Raw genomic sequence first — 17,348 nt, 5'->3', positions numbered from 1 at the left:
CGAAACCACCGTTTCGAGGGCTGATGAGCGAAGAATCCGCCATGCTGGCCGAGCAAGACCTCAAACTGGCCGACGCCCTCCAGGCCGCACCGCGGGCGTCGTGGTCGACGCTCGGGGACGCGCTCGGCCTGGGCGCGGTGACGGTGTCCCGCCACTGGGACACGCTGGTGGAGCGCGGGCACGCCTGGCTCACCGCCTACGCGGGCGGCGAGCTGATCGAGCGGCTGGCGCCGGCGTTCGTCGCGATCGACTGCGAGCCCGGGGCGGTATTTCCGGTAGCCGCTGCGTTGGCGGCGGACGTCCACGTGGCCACGGTCGAGTACGTGGCCGGGCCGTGCGATCTGCTCGCCCACGTCGTCGCGCCGTCCTTGCGGGAGCTGGGGGCGCACGTGGCGGGCCGGGTGGCGGCGGTCCCCGGCGTGGCGCGGGTGCGGACGACGCTGTCCCCGCGGGTGTTCACCGAGGGCAGCCGGTGGCGGGTGCGGGCGATCTCACCGGGTCAGCGTGAGGCGTTGTCGGCGAAGCCGGCTCGCCGGCGGGCACCGCTGCGGTTCGACGCGGCGGACCGGGCCCTGATCCTGGCGCTGGGCGCGGACGCCCGGGCGTCGGCGGCGGCGCTGGCGGCCTCGCTCGGCGTCGGGGCGACGACGGTGCGCCGCCGGCTGGACGGGCTGCTCGGCCGGGGCGCGATCCGCATCCGCTGCGAGATCGCGCGGTCGGTGTCGCCGGCGCCGGTCACGGTGACGCTGTGGCTGCGGGTGCCGCCGGACAAGCTGGAGACGACGGCCCGGTCGCTGGCGATGCTGCCGGAGGTCCGCATGTGCGCGGCGTTGACCGGGGCGGCGAACCTGATGTTGGTGCTGTGGCTGCCGTCGTCACCCGACGTGCTTTCCGTGGAGGCGCACCTGGCGGCGAAGCTGCCGTGGCTGGAGATCACCGGCCGGGCGGTGACGCTGAGGACCGTCAAGCTGATGGGCCGGTTGCTCGACTCCGGGGGCCGGGCAACCGGCCGGGTGCCGCTGGACTTCTGGGCCGCGGTCCCCGTGCCGGAGCACGGGGACCGCAGCGTTCACCGGTCCGGGGGATGAGGGGGGTGAGGTGGAGGGAAGCATCCCCCGGGACCGGGGTTCGTGGGCCGCGGCCGGCTCGGTGACCGAGGGGCGGCCACCGGGCGGAGCGTTCGCGGCGGGGTTTCGCGGCGGTTTTCGCGTGATTCGGGACGGAGGTTGCGTGGTTGGGGGCGGAAGTCGCGTGATGGGGGACGGATCTCGCGTGATTCGGGCGGATCTCGTGGGCTGGGAGGGTGTTTCGCGTGGTTGGGCGGGCATCTCGCGTGATTGGAGAGGCATCTCGCGGGGCTGGGGAGTCGGTTCGCGTACCGGAGGGGTCGGTTCGCGTACCTGGAGGTCGGTTCGCGGGGTCTTGGGGGTCGGGTCGGGCGGGAGGGGAGGGTTCCGGCGCGGTGGACGGGGGGTGAGGTGGAGGGAAGCGTCCACCGGGCCGGAACTCGCGGGCGGGAGTGACTCCCGCTTTCTCCTCCTTCGCTGATCCGGCTGGGCCGGATCGGTGGGGTGAAGAATCCCGGCCCGGCGGACTGGGGGGGGGTGAGGTGGAGGGAAGCGTCCACCGGGCCGGGGCTCGGGCGCGGGACGAAGTCCCGCGATCGGGGTGCGGAACCGAAGCTCCGCGATTTCCTGCGGTGAAACAACCGGCCCGGCGGACTGGGGGGGTGAGGTGGAGGGAAGCATCCGCCGGGCCGGGGTTCGAGTGCGGGAGGGAGTCCCGCGGGTGGAAATCAAGTGCGGGAGGGAGTCCCGCGTTTTCGGGGGTGCGGGAGGGAGTCCCGCGATTTTCGGGGTGGTGCAACCGGCCCGGCGGACTGGGGGGGTGAGGTGGAGGGAAGTGTCCGCCGGGCCGGGGATCGTGGGGCGGGTCAGTACCCGCCTGAGGAGGTCGCCACTGCCTGCTGGACCGCCGGCCTGCGGGCCGGGTCCGCCTTGCAGCCGTTGGGCTCCAGGGCGTACCAGGTGCCGCCCATGCCGTGGCCGGATGCCACTCCCGGCCCGGTGTCCGCGGCGTAGCGGTACACCGGCCAGCCGCCGACCGTCACCTGGCTCGTGCCGTCCGGCCGGCGGATGCGGCCGACCAGTCCGGGGGCGATGCCGTCGGCGACGGTGGTGCGACCCTCGGCAGGCAGCGGTGGCCACTTCTGCGCGCAGGCTGCGTCGCAAGTGGACTTTCCGGAATCCTTGCCGTCCTTGGTGAAGAGGTAGAGCGTGTGGCCGCCGGTGTCGGTGAGGACGGGCCCGAGGCCGTCGATCTGCGTCGTGCCGAGGGTCGGCGGCTCGGTGCCCGCCTTCTCCCCCGTCGGCGCGATCGCCGCCCAGTCCGCGCCGGCCGCCCGGCCGAGCGCGATGCCCGGCCCGGTGTCCTTCGCGTACCGGTAGACCGGCCAGCCGGCCACCGTCACCTGCTTGCGGCCGTCGGGCCGGGTGACCAGGCCGACCAGCCCACTGCCCACCCCGGCGGCGACCACCGGGGCGTCGGAGACCAGCGGCGGCCACGTCATCGCGCACGGACCGGCGCAGGTCGCCTTCGACGGTTCGGCCGTGTCCTTCGCGTAGCGGTAGAGCGTGTGCCCTTCCGCGTCGGCCAGCACCGTGCCCAGTCCGTCCACAGTGGAGGAAATCAGCTGGGCCGTGGAGCCGGCCGGGACCGCGCTCGCCGGCTGCTGCTGCGCCCCGAGCACCACCGGCTGGACGGCACCGGACGTGGCGTACGGGTTGGTCCCGCAGGCCGCGACCAGCGCGAGTCCGGCAACGGCGATCGGTGCGGCAACAGCCGGGCGAGCACGGTTCATCGGAAGTTCTCCTTCCTGCTTTCGCAGTGGCCGATCGTCGTTATTCGGCGCAGGCCTTGCCGGAGTTGACGCAGTTGACCAGGCGACCCATGATCTGCTTGCTCATCACGTTCGCGAAGTCGTCGTGGTCGGACCGCGGGTTGTGCTTCTCCTGGGCGAAGGCGTCCACTTTGTACTCGCCGTTCTGCTGGACGTCCTGCGGGACGTTGTAGACCAGCGTGACCTGCAGCTGCGGCACGTTCTTGAACCCCTGGGGGCACTTGCCCTGCTGGTTGGCGAACACGATGTGGGTGCGGTGGTTCGCGCTGTCGGTGTTCTTGCCGTCCCAGCAGTTCGGGAAGGCGTGGATGCGCTCCACCTTGCTGCCCGCCGGGCAGATCGGGTAGAGGTCGGTGAGCCGGTCCTCGAACCCGGTGCAGGTCCAGCTCGGCCGGGCGTTGGCCGGGCCGTTGGTGCTCTGCTTGGCGTCACCGTAGAGGATCTTCAGGCCGAGCGGCATCGCGACGACGTTGTCCGCGCCGCCGCCGATGAACTTCAGCGTCGCCGACTCCGGCTCGATGATCGTGCCGTCGTTGTCGCCGACCTCCTTGTTCGCACCCTGGATGCCGCCGAGATCGGCGGCCTGCTGGGCCTGGCCGGCCTGGTTCTGATTGGCCTTGTCCTGATTGGCCTTGTCCTGATTGGCCTTGTCCTGGTTGTTCTGGTTCTGGTTCTTGTTCTGGCCTTGCTTGTTCTGGTCCTGCTGGTTCTGCTGCTGGTCCTGGTTGCGCTGACGTTGCTGCTGCTGACCGTTCTGGTTCTGGTCACCCTGCTGCTGCGCGCTCTTGCCGGAGCGGCCGCCACCACCCTGGCCCTGGCTGTTGCGCTGCTCCTGGGCGTCCTGGGCGTCTTGAGCGGTCTTGTCCTGCTGGACGTCGCCCGTCTTGCCCTTCTGCTGCTGCTGGGCCTTCTGGTTCTTCTGCTGTGCTGCTTCCTTGTCCCCGCGGTCGACGCGGATGACGGGCCAGAAGTAGGCGGACTTGTCACCGTTCTTGCAGGTGGTGCCGCCGGCCAGCAGGCTCTTGAGGCTCGAGTCGGCGTTGGTGGTCAGGTTGCCGACGTAGTCGTGCAGGTGCTGGGCGCCGTTCTTGATCCCGGGCTGGGCGATGAAGTTGTCCGGGTTCTGGTGCCCACCGTCGGCGTCGGTTCCGCAGTTGACGGTGAAGGACCCTTGCGCACCCTTCTTCTTCAAGGCCGCGTTGACGTTGTTGCCGGCGGGGACCTTGTTGATGTCGATGAAGAACGACGGGTCCGCGGGGTCAGCGCTGGCTTCGCCCGTGCGGCCCGCGGTGACCGCGACGGCGAGTCCGCCGACGGCGATCGCCAGGCCGATCGCACCCATCGCGATCTTGGTTCGGCGGGCGACACGATGCTTGCCCGTCACGGGGGGCCGAGAATTCCGGGGCATGGACTAGTTCACCTCGTTCGTTTTTCCGGGCGCGCGCTTCAGCAGCGCGGCAGCCCGGGCAAGAACTACCGTCAATTGAGGTCGAGATCGCACGGAACCGGTCGGGGGATGCTTTCGGTTCCGGCAGTCGGGACGCATCGGGGGATGCATTGGGGGATACGGACCTGAGCGCCCCGAGGTTCAAAAGCGACCGGCCTGTTATCTGTTCGTTATCTACGAGAACGCAACCGGGCAGCATTAACCCAGGTCACGGCGTTTCACCGAAAAGAAAGAGATTCAGCGCTGGACGACGACGAGGATCGTGCCGTCCTCGCCGCGCACCTCGAACCGGCTGATCTGGTCCATCGCCAGGGAGACCGAACCCTGCAGCCGCAACGGTTCGGGCGAGCCGGGGATGCCGAACCCCTTGGGCGGCACCGACCAGCTGGAGACGACGCGCTCGGCGCCGGTCGCCGGGACGGCGACCAGCTGGCACTTCACCGGCCCCACGATGCCGCGCAGCTCGAGCTCGACGCGGCTGCCCCACTCCACCGGCGAAACGGTGACCAGGGCACTGACGGCGGACCCGCCGCTGCCGCGGCCGTAGGTCTGGCCGCCGCCGGGCTGGCCTTGAGCGCCCGCGGGCGGCGGGGTGGACGTCGCCGGGACACTCGTCGCCGGCGGCGGCTGCTTGTTGCTCGGAGCGGCGAGCGAAGCGGGCGGGACGGCGTCGGCCGGCCGGACCGCGAGGGTCACCAGCGGGCCGGCGATCACGGCCGCCGCGGCCGCGGCCCCGGCGAGGATGCCGATCCGGCGACGGCGGCGGCGCTTGACGGCGGCCTCTTCCATGAGGCCGCGCAGCACCCGGGGGCCCGGCGAGAGGGTGCGCGGGCTGGGCGCGGGCATCGGGGGCTCAGGCCAGCTGCGCTTGACGAGGTCGAGGACGTCCGGCAGCTGGTAGAGCTCGATCAGGTCGAGCTGGCAGTGCGGGCAGTTCATCAGGTGGGCTTCGAACTGGGTGTTCTCGGCTTCGCTGAGGACGCCGAGCACGTACGCGGCGACGTCGGTGTGTGCGGATCCGGCCACGCTCAGTTCACCCCCGCTCGCGCAAGGCCCGGCGCAGCGCGCGGACGGCGTGGTGGATGCGGGATTTGACGGTGCCGGGCGGCACGCCGAGGGTCGCCGCGACCTCGTTCACGGTCCGATCGCGCAGGTAGGTCTGCTGGATGGCCTCCCGCTGCTCGGGCGAAAGTCCCTGCAGCGCCTCGTAAACGATCATCGCGGCGAGCGTCCGGTCCGATTCGTCGGACACCGCGATCGCGTCGGATTCGATCTCCTCGAGCTCCTGGGGCCGGACGCTGCGGCTGCGCCAGCCGTCGATGACGGTACGCCGGGCCACCGTGAACAACCAGGCACGCAGCATCTCAGGCTGGCGGTCGAGCTTGTCGGCGTTCCGCCACGCCTTGATCAGGGTCTCCTGCACGACGTCTTCGGCCCACTGCCGGTCGTGGCCGGTCAGCCGCAGTGCGAACGCCATCAGGGACCCGCCGAACTCCTGGTAAAGCGCCTTCGCCAGATCGTCGTGGCCGTCGCCGGGCTCGACGACGGCATCCTGATCTCCGATGGATCTCAGCGCTCGGGTGTGCCGTCCCACGCGGGACATCCTGGTGGGCCGGACGGCCTACGTCCAGTACTTCCGGCCCGCAAACCGGGAGCAAAACTTTTTTGAACCGTTTCCGGACCGTGTCCGTATCCCCTACCGAAGACCCCGACCAGGCGTTGTCCCCCGCAACGCTCCGCATCCACTCCGGACCGAATGTCCACTGTGGATCTTTCGCGCCCTTTTCCGTTGCACTACCGGCAACAGCGCGTAGTCATGCCCCACGGAGGAGCAGTGATTCGCATTCCCCGCCCGGTGGTCCCCGCCGCCGTGTGCCTCACCGCACTCGCCCTGCTCACCGCCTGTACCGCCGGCGCCGCCACCACCTCGGGCGGCGGTTACGCCGCCGGCGGCGCCGCCGGGATGCAGATGCCCGGCATGCAGCAGGGACAGGTCGTCCTGCCGATGCCGCAGTCCATCACCGCCGACCCGAACAACCCGGCGAAGAGCCAGCTCAGGGCAGCGAAGACGTTCGACCTCGGGCTTCTGCTCGTCGACGGGACCGGCTACACGATCTACCGGTACGACCGGGACACCCCCAAGCCCTCGCGGTCCAACTGCACCGGTGCGTGCGCGACCAAGTGGATCCCGGTCAAGGCCGGTGGCAACCTCCCGGCGATCGACGTCGACCAGTCGCTGATCGGGCAGGTCACCCGCGACGACGGCAGTGAGCAGCTCACCCTCGCCGGCTGGCCGCTCTACCACTTCACCGGCGACAGCGAACCGGCCGACACCTCCGGCCAGGGCGCCGACCAGGCCTGGTACCCGATCGCGCCCGACGGCAAGAAGATCACGCTGACCCAGGACGAGTGGAGGCAAAATGCGTTCGGCGTCTGAGCTCGCCGGGTTCGGGTTCGAGCCCCCCTCGGTCCTCGAGCGGTCCCGTCCGCTGGTCCGGATCCTGTTCGTGGTGGTCGCGGTCCTGGCGCTGCTCGCGCCGGGATCGACCTCGCTCGCCCAGACCACCTCGGTGTCCGACACCGACGCCGTGCTCCTGACCAAGGTCCGGCAAGCCGGCCTGTGGGAGATGCCGTCGGGCATGATGGCGATGGAGAAGGGCAGCCCGATCGTCCAGAAGATCGGCTTCGCGATCATGATGGACCACGGCCGCCTCGACGTGGCGACCCGCGCGCTCTCCCAGAAGCTGAACTCGCCGGTCCCCGACCAGCCCTCCGACGAACAGCGCGGCTGGCTCGGCGAGGAGATGGCCGCTTCCCCCGGCCCGGCGTTCGACCGCGTCTTCGCCAACCGGCTGCGCGCGGCGCACGGCCAGGTCTTCGCCATTCTGGCGCAGCTGCGGGCCGGCACCCGCAACGACGACGTGCGTGCCTTCGCGACCGTCGGCAACCAGGCCGTGCTGCGGCACATGACGATGCTCGAGAGCTCCGGGATGGTCGACTACACCGCGCTGCCCGCCCCGGCCGTCTCCACGACCGCCGCGCCCACCGGGATCCAGCTCGGCCTCGACACGTCCCAGATCGCCGTGGTGGGAGCACTGTTCCTGCTGGTCGGTGGCGGCCTGTTCTACGTGCTGCGGCAGGTCAAGAGCAACCGTGGCCGCGCCAAGGCGTCCCGGCCGGCCACCGTGAGAACCGGGGGTAGCCATGGTTGAGACGTGGCACGACGCGACGATCTTCCTCACCCAGCAGTTCCAGCCGAAGACCGACCCGGCGGCCCGCGGTCTCGCGGCCTTCGCCGCCCGGACGTCCTACGCGGCGACGATGCTGACGCTCACCTGGGGCGTGCTCACCGCGACCGGCTGGATCCGCTCGGTGACCGGCCGCAAGGGCCTGCGCAGCACCCACATGGTGCTGGCCACCGCGACGATCATCTTCGGCATGGTCCACGCGCTGGGCTTCACCTACCTGACGGTCGCCCCGTACAGCTTCGCCTACATGTTCGTCCCGTTCGGCTCCGGACAGGAGGCACGGCACATCGCGGGCATCGTCGGCTTCGAGGTCATGTTCGCCATCTTCCTGACCGCCGGCCTGCAGCGCTTCACGTCCTACCGGCGCTGGCTGTGGCTGCACCGCTGCGCGTACCCGGCGGTGGCGCTCATCGCGATCCACTCCTGGTTCGGGGCCATCGCGAACGGCCACCTCTCGGTCACCTGGCTGGCCGGCATCACGCTGCTCGTCCCGGCCGTGACGGTGTCGATGCTGCGGTTCATGCCGGCCCGCACCCTGGAACGCATCGGACTCGTGGAAGAGCAGGTGGCCTGACATGCCCTTCCGCTTACCCGGCGGCGGCCCCCGGATCAGCGTCGACAACGACCGGTGCGAGCTCTACGGCATCTGTGCCATGGAGGCACCGGACGTGTTCGACCTGGGCCAGGACGGCCGCTTGCGCTTCCACACGCGACTGCTCGACGAAACCACCATTGAACAGGCGAAGATGGCCGCTCGCTGCTGCCCGATGCAGGCGGTCGTGATGAGAGGGGACCTCGATGGCTGACGGCGACCGGATCGTCATCGTCGGCGCGGGCGTCGCCGGGCTGCGTGCCGCGGAACGCTTGCGGGAACAGAAGTTCGACGGGGAGATCGTCCTGATCGGCGACGAGGCCCGGCGGCCCTACCACCGGCCGATGGTCTCCAAGGCGCTGGTGATGGGGACCGAACGGCCCAGCGACGTGGGCCTTTCGCACTACCTGCCGGACCTCGACGTGCACTGGCGGCTCGGCGCGCGGGTCACGCACCTGGACACCACCGAGCGGGTCGTGCACCTGCCCGGCGGCGAGTCCCTCTGGTACGACGGCCTGATCGCCGCGACCGGCGTCTACCCGCGGCACCTGCCCGGCGCGCCGCGGCACGACCCGCGGGTGCGGATCCTGCGCACGGTCGAGGACTCGATGGCGGTGCGGCGCTGCCTCAACGCCAGCAAGAAGCCGGCCGTCGTGATCGGGGCCGGCCTGATCGGCAACGAGTTCGCCGCGAGCATGCGGCACATCGGCCGGGACGTCACCCTGATCGGGCACGCGAAGGCGCCGCTGCACCGCTTCGGCGACCGCGTCTCCAGCGGCATCGTCGAGGCGCACCACGAGCACCGGGCGAACCTGGCGATGCGGAGCGAAGTCCGGCACTGGATCAGCACGAAGGACACCGTCGGGCTGCACCTGACGAACAACCAGCTGCTGGTCGCCAGCGTCGTCGTGCTCGCCATCGGCAGCGTCCCGTCGGTGGACTGGATGCGCGGCTCCGGCCTCGACATCAGCGACGGCGTGCTCTGCGACTCGAAGCTGTTCGCCGAAGGTGCCTCCGACGTCGTCATCGCCGGCGACATCGCGCGCTGGCCGAACCTGCGCTTCGACGAGACGCCGCGGCGGGTCGAGCACTGGATCAACGCCGTGGAGTCGGCCCGGCACGCGGCGGACAACCTGCTGATGGGCCACTCCAGCGCCATTCCGTTCACCCCGCTCCCCCGCGCCTGGTCGACGCTGTACGACACGCGCCTGCAGATGTGCGGGATGCCGTCGCTGGCCGAGGACACCGTGTCACTGGCCGACGGCATCACCGGCTTCGTCCGCGACGGCAGGCTCGTCGGCATCTCCTGCTGGGACAAGCCGCGGGCGATGCTCGACTGGATGGCCGAGCTGGACCGCCGGCTGCCCGCCCCCGACTACGTGCCGGAGCCGGAGCCCGCGCCCGTCGCCGAGGTCCCGCAGGTCCCGGTGGTCGAGCCGGCGCTCGCCGCGCTGGCGGCCGAGGTGCCGCCGGAGTTCGACAGCGGGTTCGACGCGCAGGCCTTCGAGCGCGAGTTCGAGAGCGAGTTCGCCAACGACATCCCGACGACGGCGTTCCCCGCGCAGTCCCCGCCCACGACGGCGCTGCAGGCGCAGTCGCTGCCCGCGGCGGCGCTGCCGACGATGGCCATCCCGATGGGGAGGTAACGAAGCCGGGGCGGGGCTGCGCGCGGCGGCCCCCGTCCCTTGCCGGCCACCACTCCCCCTCCGCGGCTGGGTGGTGTGGTGGCCGGCCCCAGCGTCCCCCTGCCCGCCTCGCGTCCGGAAGGAACGAGCGCCCGGCGGGCCAGGAGAGGGCCATCCCGAGGGAACCCGACGCCCCCGGGGTGGCCTTCTTCCGGCGCACCGGGTGGGGCCCGGGGCCGAGCGCCGCGGCGGGTCACTCCGCCGGGGCGCACGGGCCGTGGAGATCGGTCCGGCGGACGGGTATGCCGCCGGAAGGAACGCCACGCCTCTTGCAGCACCGGTGCACGGCCGTCCCGGGGGCACGGGAACCCCCGGGACGGTCTTCACCGCTTGCGCCGCGACCACCGCGATTCCGCCACGACCAGACCGCCGAGGACGAGCACCGCCACCCCGGCGACGCGCAGCCCGGCGTCGGTCCCCGCGACGAACGCCGTGACGACGTCGGACGCGCGGGGCGCCCGGGCGAGGGCTTCGGCCACGGTGTGCGCCCCGCGGACGTCCGGCGGCAAGGCGGCGGCGAACCGCGCGGTGGACACCGTGCCGACCACGGCAACGCCGAGCGCGCTGCCGAACTCCCGGGTGGTGGCCTGCAGCCCGGTGCCGACCCCGGCCTGGGCCGGCGGCAGGGCACCGGCGATCACGCCCGACAGCGTCGGCAACGCCAGCGTCACCCCGATCCCGGTCACGACGAGCCAGGCCGCGTAGGCGGCATACGGGGTGCCCGCGTCGCTCGTGGACAGTCCGAGCAGGCCGGCCCCGACGAACCCGAACGCGCACGCGACGGCGGTGTCGAGGCCGATCCGCCCGGCCAGGCGCCCCACGTGCCGTCCGCCGAGGACGATCGGCACCGTCAGCGGCACGATCCCCAGCCCGGTCGCCAGCACGCCGAACCCCTTGGCGTACTGCAGGAACGACGCGTTGACGTAGAACAGCGCGAACATGCCGAAGAAGATCGCGGTCAGCCCGAGGCAGGCGCTGCGCAGGCCGGCGATCCGGAACAGCCGGGGGTCCAGCAGCGGGTGCGCGGACCGCAATTCGGTGCCCACCCACGCCGCGAACAGGACGGCGGAGGCGGCGAACGCGGTGACGACGACCGCGCTGCCCCAGCCCGCCTCCGGACCCTGGACGATCCCGAGCAGCAGCGCGACCGACGCCCCGGTCAGCAGCACGGCGGCCAGGGGGCCGAGCGGGCGGTCGTGGCGCGACGACACCGGCGTGCCCCGGGCGACCAGGGCGGCGAGCCCCAGTGAGACCGCCGCCGCGGCGGCGAACAGCCAGCGCCACGAGCCGGCCGTCAGGACCAGGCCGCCGCCGACGTTGCCGGCCACCCCGCCGATCCCGGTCATCGACGCCCAGGTGGCGATCGTCGCCGGTGTGCGCTCGGCGGGCACGGCGTGCAGCAGGACGGCGAGCGAGTTGGACAGCACCGCGGCCGCGCCGATCCCGGTGAGCGCCCGGCCGGCGAGCAGGACGGCGACGTCCGGTGCCGCCGCCGACAGCAGCGTGCCCGCGGCGAACAGCCCGAGCCCGGTCAGCAGGACGCCTTTGCGGCCGAACCGGTCGCCCGCGGCACCGGCGGGGATCACCAGGCAGGCGAACACGATCACGTAGGTGTCGACGATCCAGACGAGGGCCGGCGCGGACGGGTGCAGCGCGCTCGCGGCGAACAGCGGGACGGCGAGGTTGATCGCCGCGACCATCCCGACGACGAGCACGACCGCGGCGCACATAAGCGTGAGCAGGCCGCGGTGGGACACGGGGGCGCGGAGCGAGGGGTAAGAGGACATGAGCTCGACGGTAGGAACGGGGAACCACTGCGCGCGACGCAACTTCGGCAATAGACGTTTGCGTATGCTGCAACTGTGCCCGAGCAGCTCGACCTGAACCTCCTGCGCGTGTTCGACGCGCTCCTGCGGGACGGGAGCGTGACGGCGGCGGCCGAGCGCCTGCACCTGTCCATCCCGGCGACCAGCCGGGCGCTGGGCCGGCTGCGGCGGGCGATGGGCGACCCGATCCTGGTGCGCGCCGGGCGCGGGCTGGCCCCGACGCCGTTCGCGCTGCGCACGGCACCGCGGGTGCGCTCGCTGCTGGAGGAAGCGGCGTCCCTGGTCAACACCGACTTTTCGCTCGCCGCCCTGGAGCGGACCTTCACGATCCGCATCAACGACGGCGTGGCCGCGACCCTGGCGACCGCGGCGGCCGAGGCCACGGCGGCGGCCGCTCCGGGCGTCACCCTGCGGTTCGTGGCCGAAGGCAGCGAAAGCACCGAGGCCCTGCGCGACGGCTCGATCGACCTGGACATCGGCGTGGGCGGGCAGCCGGCACCCGACATCCGGACCGCCGTGCTGTACCGCGAACGCCTGGTGGCCGCGGTGCGCGCGGACAGCCCGCTGGGCCGGCACCGCCGTCCGACGCTCGCGCAGCTGTGCCGGCACCCGCACGTCTCGGCCTCCCGCCGCGGCCTGGCCCGCGGGCCGCTGGACGACGTGCTCGAAACGGCGGCCCTGCGCCGCCACGTCGCCGCCGTCGTGCCCACCGCCGCCGTCGCCGCGCTCGTGATCGCTTCGAGCCCCTACGTGGGGCTGCTGCCGCAGCGCCTCGCCGAGCAGTACGGCGCCGCCCTCGGCCTCCGCTGGTTCCCGGTCCCGGCGGACCTGCCCGAAATGGAGGTCCGGCTGTCCTGGCACGCCCGCCTCGACGCCGACCCGGCCCAGCAGTGGCTGCGGGAGACGCTCCGCGAAGCACTCCGCTGACCACCGCGTTGCCACCGCGAAGGCCGTCCTTGTGGCAGGATCCGAGCGTGACCAGCTCCGCCACGGCGCAGTACCTGCGTGACCTCGCGCTGCTGCGCCGGGTCCGGGACCGGATCGACCGGGAGTACGCCCAGCCCCTCGACGTCGAGGCGCTGGCCCGTGGCGTGAACATGTCGGCCGGGCACCTCAGCCGGCAGTTCCGGCGAGCGTACGGAGAGTCACCGTATTCGTACCTCATGACGCGGCGGATCGAACGGGCGATGGCCCTGCTGCGCACGGGCGAACTGAGCGTCACCGAGGTCTGCTTCACCGTCGGCTTCTCGTCGCTGGGCACCTTCAGCACCCGGTTCGCCGAGCTGGTCGGCACACCCCCGAGCGTCTACCGCGAGCAGCAGGCCGAGGCCACCGTCGGGATGCCGCCGTGCGTGGCCAAACAGGTCACCAGACCGATCAGGAATCGAGAAGCGCGGCCCTCGACGGCCACCTAGGGTGACCACCATGGACGTCACCATTCACTCGAGCTTCCTCCCGCACACGGACCCGGAAGCGTCGCTCGCCTTCTACCGCGACCTGCTCGGCTTCGAGGTCCGCCAGAACGTCAAGTACGGCGACATGCAGTGGATCACCGTCGGCCCGCCGAACCAGCCGGACACCGCGATCGTGCTGTCGCCGGTGGCCGCGACGCCGGGCCTGACCGACGACGAGCGCCGCATGATCGCCGAGATGATGGCCAAGGGCACCTACGCCTCGGCCAACCTGGCCACCGACGACCTCGACGGCCTCTTCGCCAAGCTCGAGGCGGGCAACGCCGAAGTCGTCCAGGAGCCGGTCGAGCAGCCCTACGGCATCCGTGACTGCTCGTTCCGCGACCCGGCAGGCAACCTCCTGCGCATCCAGGAACTGCGCTGACCACGCTGCTCGCGGAAAGGAAACCCCGACATGTGTCTCGGCTTGAAAACAGTCGCGCAGGAACATTTCCGTGAGCTGGCATTGTTGCGGCGCGTCCGCGACCGCATCGACCGCGAGCGCGCACTGCCGCTGGACATCGATTCGCTCGCGGCCGTGGCGGACCTCCCCATCGCATTGTTCGTCCGCCGGTTCCGGGACGCTTATGGCCTTTCGCCGCACGATTACCGGCGGGCGACCGAAGCCGTCAGGAATCGAGAAGCACTGGCCGCGAATCCCGCCGTAGCTTGATTCCACCTGCCCGACGCTGAACGCTGGAGAACCCCGATGAGCAAGCCCACGAGGACGAACGCACCGCACGTGGCCGACAGCCACGACCTGATCCGCGTCCACGGCGCGCGCGTGAACAACCTCAGGGACGTCAGCGTCGAGCTGCCCAAGCGGCGGCTGACGGTGTTCACCGGCGTCTCCGGGTCCGGCAAGAGCTCGCTGGTCTTCAGCACGATCGCCGCCGAATCGCAGCGGCTGATCAACGAGACCTACAGCACCTTCGTGCAGGGGTTCATGCCGACGCTGGCCCGGCCCGACGTCGACGTCCTCGACGGGATCACCACCGCGATCATCGTCGACCAGGAGCGGATGGGCGCCAACCCGCACTCCACGGTCGGCACCGCCACCGACGCCAACGCGATGCTGCGCATCCTGTTCAGCCGGCTCGGGCAGCCGCACATCGGCTCCCCGCAGGCGTTTTCGTTCAACGTCGCCTCGATCAGCGGCGCCGGCGCGGTCACCATCGAAAAGGGCGGCCGGCAGATCAAGGAGCGCCGCAGCTTCAGCATCACCGGCGGCATGTGCCCGCGCTGCGAAGGCCGCGGCAAGGTCAACGACATCGACCTGACCGCGCTCTTCGACGAGAACAAGTCGCTCAACGAGGGCGCGATCACGATCCCGGGCTACAGCATGGAAGGCTGGTACGGCCGCATCTTCCGCGGCTCCGGCTTCTTCGACCCGGACAAGCCGATCAAGAAGTACACCAAGAAGCAGTTCGCCGACCTGGTGTACAAGGAACCGACGAAGATCAAGGTCGAGGGCATCAACCTGACCTACTCCGGGCTGGTGCCGGCGATCCAGAAGTCCTTCCTGTCCAAGGACGTCGACGCGATGCAGCCGCACATCCGCGCGTTCGTCGAGCGCGCGGTGACGTTCCAGACCTGCCCGGACTGCGCCGGCACGCGGCTGTCGGCGGAAGCGCGGTCGTCGAAGATCGACGGGATCGGCATCGCCGACGCGTGCGCGATGCAGATCAGCGACCTCGCCGCGTGGGTGGCGAAGCTGTCCGAGCCGTCGGTCGCGCCGCTGCTGGACGCGCTGAAGCACACCCTCGACTCGTTCGTCGAAATCGGCCTCGGCTACCTCTCCCTCGACCGTCCATCCGGGAGCCTTTCGGGCGGGGAAGCCCAGCGCACCAAGATGATCCGGCACCTCGGGTCGTCGCTGACCGACGTCACCTACGTCTTCGACGAGCCGACGATCGGCCTGCACCCGCACGACATCCGGCGCATGAACGACCTGCTGCTGCAGCTGCGCGACAAGGGCAACACGGTGCTGGTCGTGGAGCACAAGCCGGAGGCGATCGCGATCGCCGACCACGTCGTCGACCTCGGGCCGCGCGCCGGCACCGAAGGCGGCGAAATCGTCTTCGAGGGCACTGTGGACGGTCTGCGGTCCAGTGGCACGCTGACCGGGCGGCACCTCGACGACCGGGCGTCGCTGAAGTCGTCGGTGCGCTCGCCGTCGGGGGTCCTCCAGGTGCGCGGGGCGGCCACGCACAACCTGCAGGACGTCGACGTCGACATCCCGCTCGGCGTGCTGGTGGTCGTGACCGGGGTGGCGGGCTCGGGCAAGAGCTCGCTGATCCACGGTTCGGTGTCCGGCGGCGAGGGGGTGGTGACGGTCGACCAGGCCGGCATCCGCGGCTCGCGCCGGAGCAACCCGGCGACGTACACGGGTCTGCTGGAGCCGATCCGCAAGGCGTTCGCCAAGGCCAACGGCGTGAAGCCGGCCCTGTTCAGCGCCAACTCCGAAGGCGCGTGCCCGAACTGCAACGGCGCCGGCGTGGTCTACACGGACCTGGGGATCATGGCGGGCACCGCGACGCCGTGCGAGGTGTGCGAGGGCAAGCGGTTCAACGCCGACGTGCTGGAGTACACCTTCGGCGGCCGCGACATCAGCGAGGTGCTCGGGATGCCGGTCACCGAAGCGCTCGAATTCTTCGCTTCCGGTGACGCGGCTCTGCCGGCGGCGCACAAGATCCTCACGCACCTGTCCGACGTCGGCCTCGGCTACCTGACGCTCGGCCAGCCGTTGACGACCCTGTCCGGCGGCGAGCGGCAGCGGATCAAGCTGGCGACGCACATGGCGGAGCAGGGCGGGGTGTACGTCCTCGACGAGCCGACCGCGGGCCTGCACCTGGCGGACGTCGAGCAGCTGCTGGGCCTGCTGGACCGGTTGGTGGACGCGGGCAAGTCGGTGATCGTCATCGAGCACCACCAGGCGGTGATGGCCCACGCGGACTGGCTCATCGACCTCGGCCCGGGCGCCGGCCACGACGGCGGCCGGATCGTGTTCGAGGGCACGCCGGCGCAGCTGGTGAAGGCGCGGAAGAAGACGCTGACGGGCAAGCACCTCGCGGAGTACGTCGCCTCCTGACCCGGGCGCGGTAGGGCTGGCCCCCGCAAAGCGCCTGGGGCGCGCCGGATTCCCGCGCGGGGGCCCACCGCGAAGACTCGGGGGCGTGACCACCACAGAGAACCTCGTCGGCAGTGACTTCGCCCGGCTGAGCCACCGCATCTCCGCCGCCGGCCTGCTGGCCCGGCGGCCCGGCTACTACACCGCGCGGATCGCCGTCGTGACCGGACTGTTCGGCGCCGGCTGGGTGGCCTTTGCACTGCTGGGGAACTCGTGGTGGCAGCTCGCCGTCGCGGGCTTCATGGCCGTCATGTTCGGGCAGATCGCGTTGCTCTCCCACGATCTCGCGCACAAGCAGGTGTTCCGGCGACGGCGGCCCACCGAAACCGCCGGGCTGCTCGCCGGGAACCTCGGGATCGGGATGAGCTACGGCTGGTGGATGGACAAGCACACCCGCCACCACGCCAACCCGAACCACGAAGAGCTCGACCCCGACGTCGATCCGGACATCCTCGTCTGGTCGAAGGACCAGGCCCGGGCCAGCCGCGGCGTGCCCCGGTTCATCGGGCGGCACCAGGCCTTCCTGTTCTTCCCGCTGCTCACCCTCGAAGGCCTGAACCTGCACTGGTCCGGGATCCGCGCGGTCCGCAAGCCGGGCCTGCGCCGCCGCGGCACCGAAGCCGCCCTGCTCGCCGCGCACTTCGTCCTCTACTTCAGCGCGCTGCTCACCGTTCTCAGCCCGGGGATGGCGTTGCTGTTCTTCGCCGTCCACCAGGGACTGTGGGGTGTCTACATGGGATCGATCTTCGCGCCCAACCACAAGGGCATGCCGACGCTGACCGGGCGCACCGAGCTCGACTTCCTCCGCAAGCAGGTGCTGACTTCGCGCAACGTCCGCGGCGGTGCCGTCACCGACGTCGCCCTCGGCGGCCTCAACTACCAGATCGAGCACCACCTGTTCCCGAGCATGCCGTCGCCGCACCTGCGGCGGGCGCAGCCGATCGTCCAGGCCTACTGCGCCGAGCTGGGCATCCCGTACCTGCAGACGAGCCTCGTCGAGTCCTACCGGCAGGCCCTCACCCACCTGCACGAAGCTGGGGCGCCTCTCAGGAAGGGTTCGTAGACTCGGG

17 protein-coding genes are annotated in these 17,348 nt (G+C 71.2%); 12 read left to right on the top strand and 5 right to left on the bottom strand.

Annotated elements, in window-relative coordinates; all coding sequences use genetic code 11:
• Positions 1-23 precede the first annotated feature (23 nt).
• Complete coding sequence (locus ISP_RS13460; protein ID WP_014466838.1) at positions 24-1,088, top strand: Lrp/AsnC family transcriptional regulator; 1,065 nt, start codon at positions 24-26, stop codon at positions 1,086-1,088.
• 845 nt (positions 1,089-1,933) lie between these two features.
• On the opposite strand, the gene ISP_RS13455 is transcribed toward ISP_RS13460, so the two are convergent.
• The 4 genes from ISP_RS13455 to ISP_RS13440 all read right to left on the bottom strand — a co-directional run bounded on the left by ISP_RS13455 (position 1,934) and on the right by ISP_RS13440 (position 5,940).
• Positions 1,934-2,860 (bottom strand): SCO0930 family lipoprotein, encoded by a 927-nt coding sequence (locus ISP_RS13455; protein WP_013224415.1) that lies wholly within the window; start codon positions 2,858-2,860, stop codon positions 1,934-1,936.
• Between the two features lie 40 nt (positions 2,861-2,900).
• Positions 2,901-4,307 carry a DUF1996 domain-containing protein gene (locus ISP_RS13450; RefSeq protein ID WP_013224414.1) on the bottom strand — a complete coding sequence of 469 codons (1,407 nt, stop codon included), beginning with the start codon at positions 4,305-4,307 and terminating at the stop codon, positions 2,901-2,903.
• A gap of 276 nt (positions 4,308-4,583) precedes the next feature.
• Positions 4,584-5,372 (bottom strand): zf-HC2 domain-containing protein, encoded by a 789-nt coding sequence (locus ISP_RS13445; protein ID WP_013224413.1) that lies wholly within the window; start codon positions 5,370-5,372, stop codon positions 4,584-4,586.
• A 7-nt stretch (positions 5,373-5,379) separates the two neighbouring features.
• Positions 5,380-5,940, bottom strand: coding sequence for a sigma-70 family RNA polymerase sigma factor (locus ISP_RS13440; protein ID WP_013224412.1), 561 nt, complete (start codon positions 5,938-5,940; stop codon positions 5,380-5,382).
• A 240-nt stretch (positions 5,941-6,180) separates the two neighbouring features.
• Here ISP_RS13440 and ISP_RS13435 point away from each other — a divergent pair, with 240 nt between their 5' ends.
• Genes ISP_RS13435 through ISP_RS13415 form a run of 5 tightly spaced genes read left to right on the top strand, consistent with a single transcriptional unit; the run spans position 6,181 to position 9,832 of the window.
• Positions 6,181-6,783, top strand: coding sequence for a hypothetical protein (locus tag ISP_RS13435; RefSeq protein ID WP_013224411.1), 603 nt, complete (start codon positions 6,181-6,183; stop codon positions 6,781-6,783).
• Entirely contained in the window at positions 6,767-7,558 is a 792-nt protein-coding gene (locus tag ISP_RS13430; RefSeq protein WP_013224410.1) for a DUF4142 domain-containing protein, read from the top strand. Before ISP_RS13435 ends, ISP_RS13430 begins: the two co-directional genes overlap by 17 nt.
• The gene (locus ISP_RS13425; protein ID WP_013224409.1) at positions 7,551-8,168 is read left to right on the top strand and encodes a ferric reductase-like transmembrane domain-containing protein; all 618 of its coding nucleotides are present in this window, start codon (positions 7,551-7,553) and stop codon (positions 8,166-8,168) included. The genes ISP_RS13430 and ISP_RS13425 overlap by 8 nt, the downstream gene beginning before the upstream one ends.
• 1 nt (position 8,169) lies before the next feature.
• On the top strand, positions 8,170-8,400 hold the full coding sequence (locus ISP_RS13420) for a ferredoxin (protein WP_013224408.1): 231 nt from the start codon (positions 8,170-8,172) through the stop codon (positions 8,398-8,400).
• Positions 8,393-9,832, top strand: coding sequence for an NAD(P)/FAD-dependent oxidoreductase (locus tag ISP_RS13415; RefSeq protein WP_013224407.1), 1,440 nt, complete (start codon positions 8,393-8,395; stop codon positions 9,830-9,832). The genes ISP_RS13420 and ISP_RS13415 overlap by 8 nt, the downstream gene beginning before the upstream one ends.
• Positions 9,833-10,194: 362 nt before the next feature.
• On the opposite strand, the gene ISP_RS13410 is transcribed toward ISP_RS13415, so the two are convergent.
• A complete protein-coding gene (locus ISP_RS13410; protein WP_013224406.1) occupies positions 10,195-11,601 on the bottom strand; it encodes an MFS transporter in 1,407 nt (468 codons plus the stop codon).
• A gap of 132 nt (positions 11,602-11,733) precedes the next feature.
• On the opposite strand from ISP_RS13410, the gene ISP_RS13405 reads away from it, so the two are divergent.
• From ISP_RS13405 to ISP_RS13380, 6 genes are all read left to right on the top strand, one after another.
• Positions 11,734-12,624 (top strand): LysR family transcriptional regulator, encoded by an 891-nt coding sequence (locus tag ISP_RS13405; RefSeq protein WP_013224405.1) that lies wholly within the window; start codon positions 11,734-11,736, stop codon positions 12,622-12,624.
• A gap of 47 nt (positions 12,625-12,671) precedes the next feature.
• Positions 12,672-13,112, top strand: coding sequence for a helix-turn-helix transcriptional regulator (locus ISP_RS13400; RefSeq protein ID WP_013224404.1), 441 nt, complete (start codon positions 12,672-12,674; stop codon positions 13,110-13,112).
• A 10-nt stretch (positions 13,113-13,122) separates the two neighbouring features.
• The gene (locus tag ISP_RS13395) at positions 13,123-13,533 is read left to right on the top strand and encodes a VOC family protein (RefSeq protein WP_013224403.1); all 411 of its coding nucleotides are present in this window, start codon (positions 13,123-13,125) and stop codon (positions 13,531-13,533) included.
• A gap of 30 nt (positions 13,534-13,563) precedes the next feature.
• The gene (locus tag ISP_RS13390; RefSeq protein ID WP_013224402.1) at positions 13,564-13,821 is read left to right on the top strand and encodes an AraC family transcriptional regulator; all 258 of its coding nucleotides are present in this window, start codon (positions 13,564-13,566) and stop codon (positions 13,819-13,821) included.
• Positions 13,822-13,857: 36 nt separating this feature from the next.
• Positions 13,858-16,239 (top strand): ATP-binding cassette domain-containing protein, encoded by a 2,382-nt coding sequence (locus ISP_RS13385; RefSeq protein WP_013224401.1) that lies wholly within the window; start codon positions 13,858-13,860, stop codon positions 16,237-16,239.
• An 85-nt stretch (positions 16,240-16,324) separates the two neighbouring features.
• Positions 16,325-17,341, top strand: coding sequence for a fatty acid desaturase family protein (locus ISP_RS13380; protein ID WP_013224400.1), 1,017 nt, complete (start codon positions 16,325-16,327; stop codon positions 17,339-17,341).
• Positions 17,342-17,348: the final 7 nt, after the last annotated feature.

Origin of the sequence: Amycolatopsis mediterranei (assembly GCF_026017845.1) — a bacterium.
In the GTDB taxonomy this organism is placed as follows: Bacteria; Actinomycetota; Actinomycetes; order Mycobacteriales; family Pseudonocardiaceae; genus Amycolatopsis; species Amycolatopsis mediterranei.
This window is presented reverse-complemented; position numbering and strand designations above follow the sequence as displayed.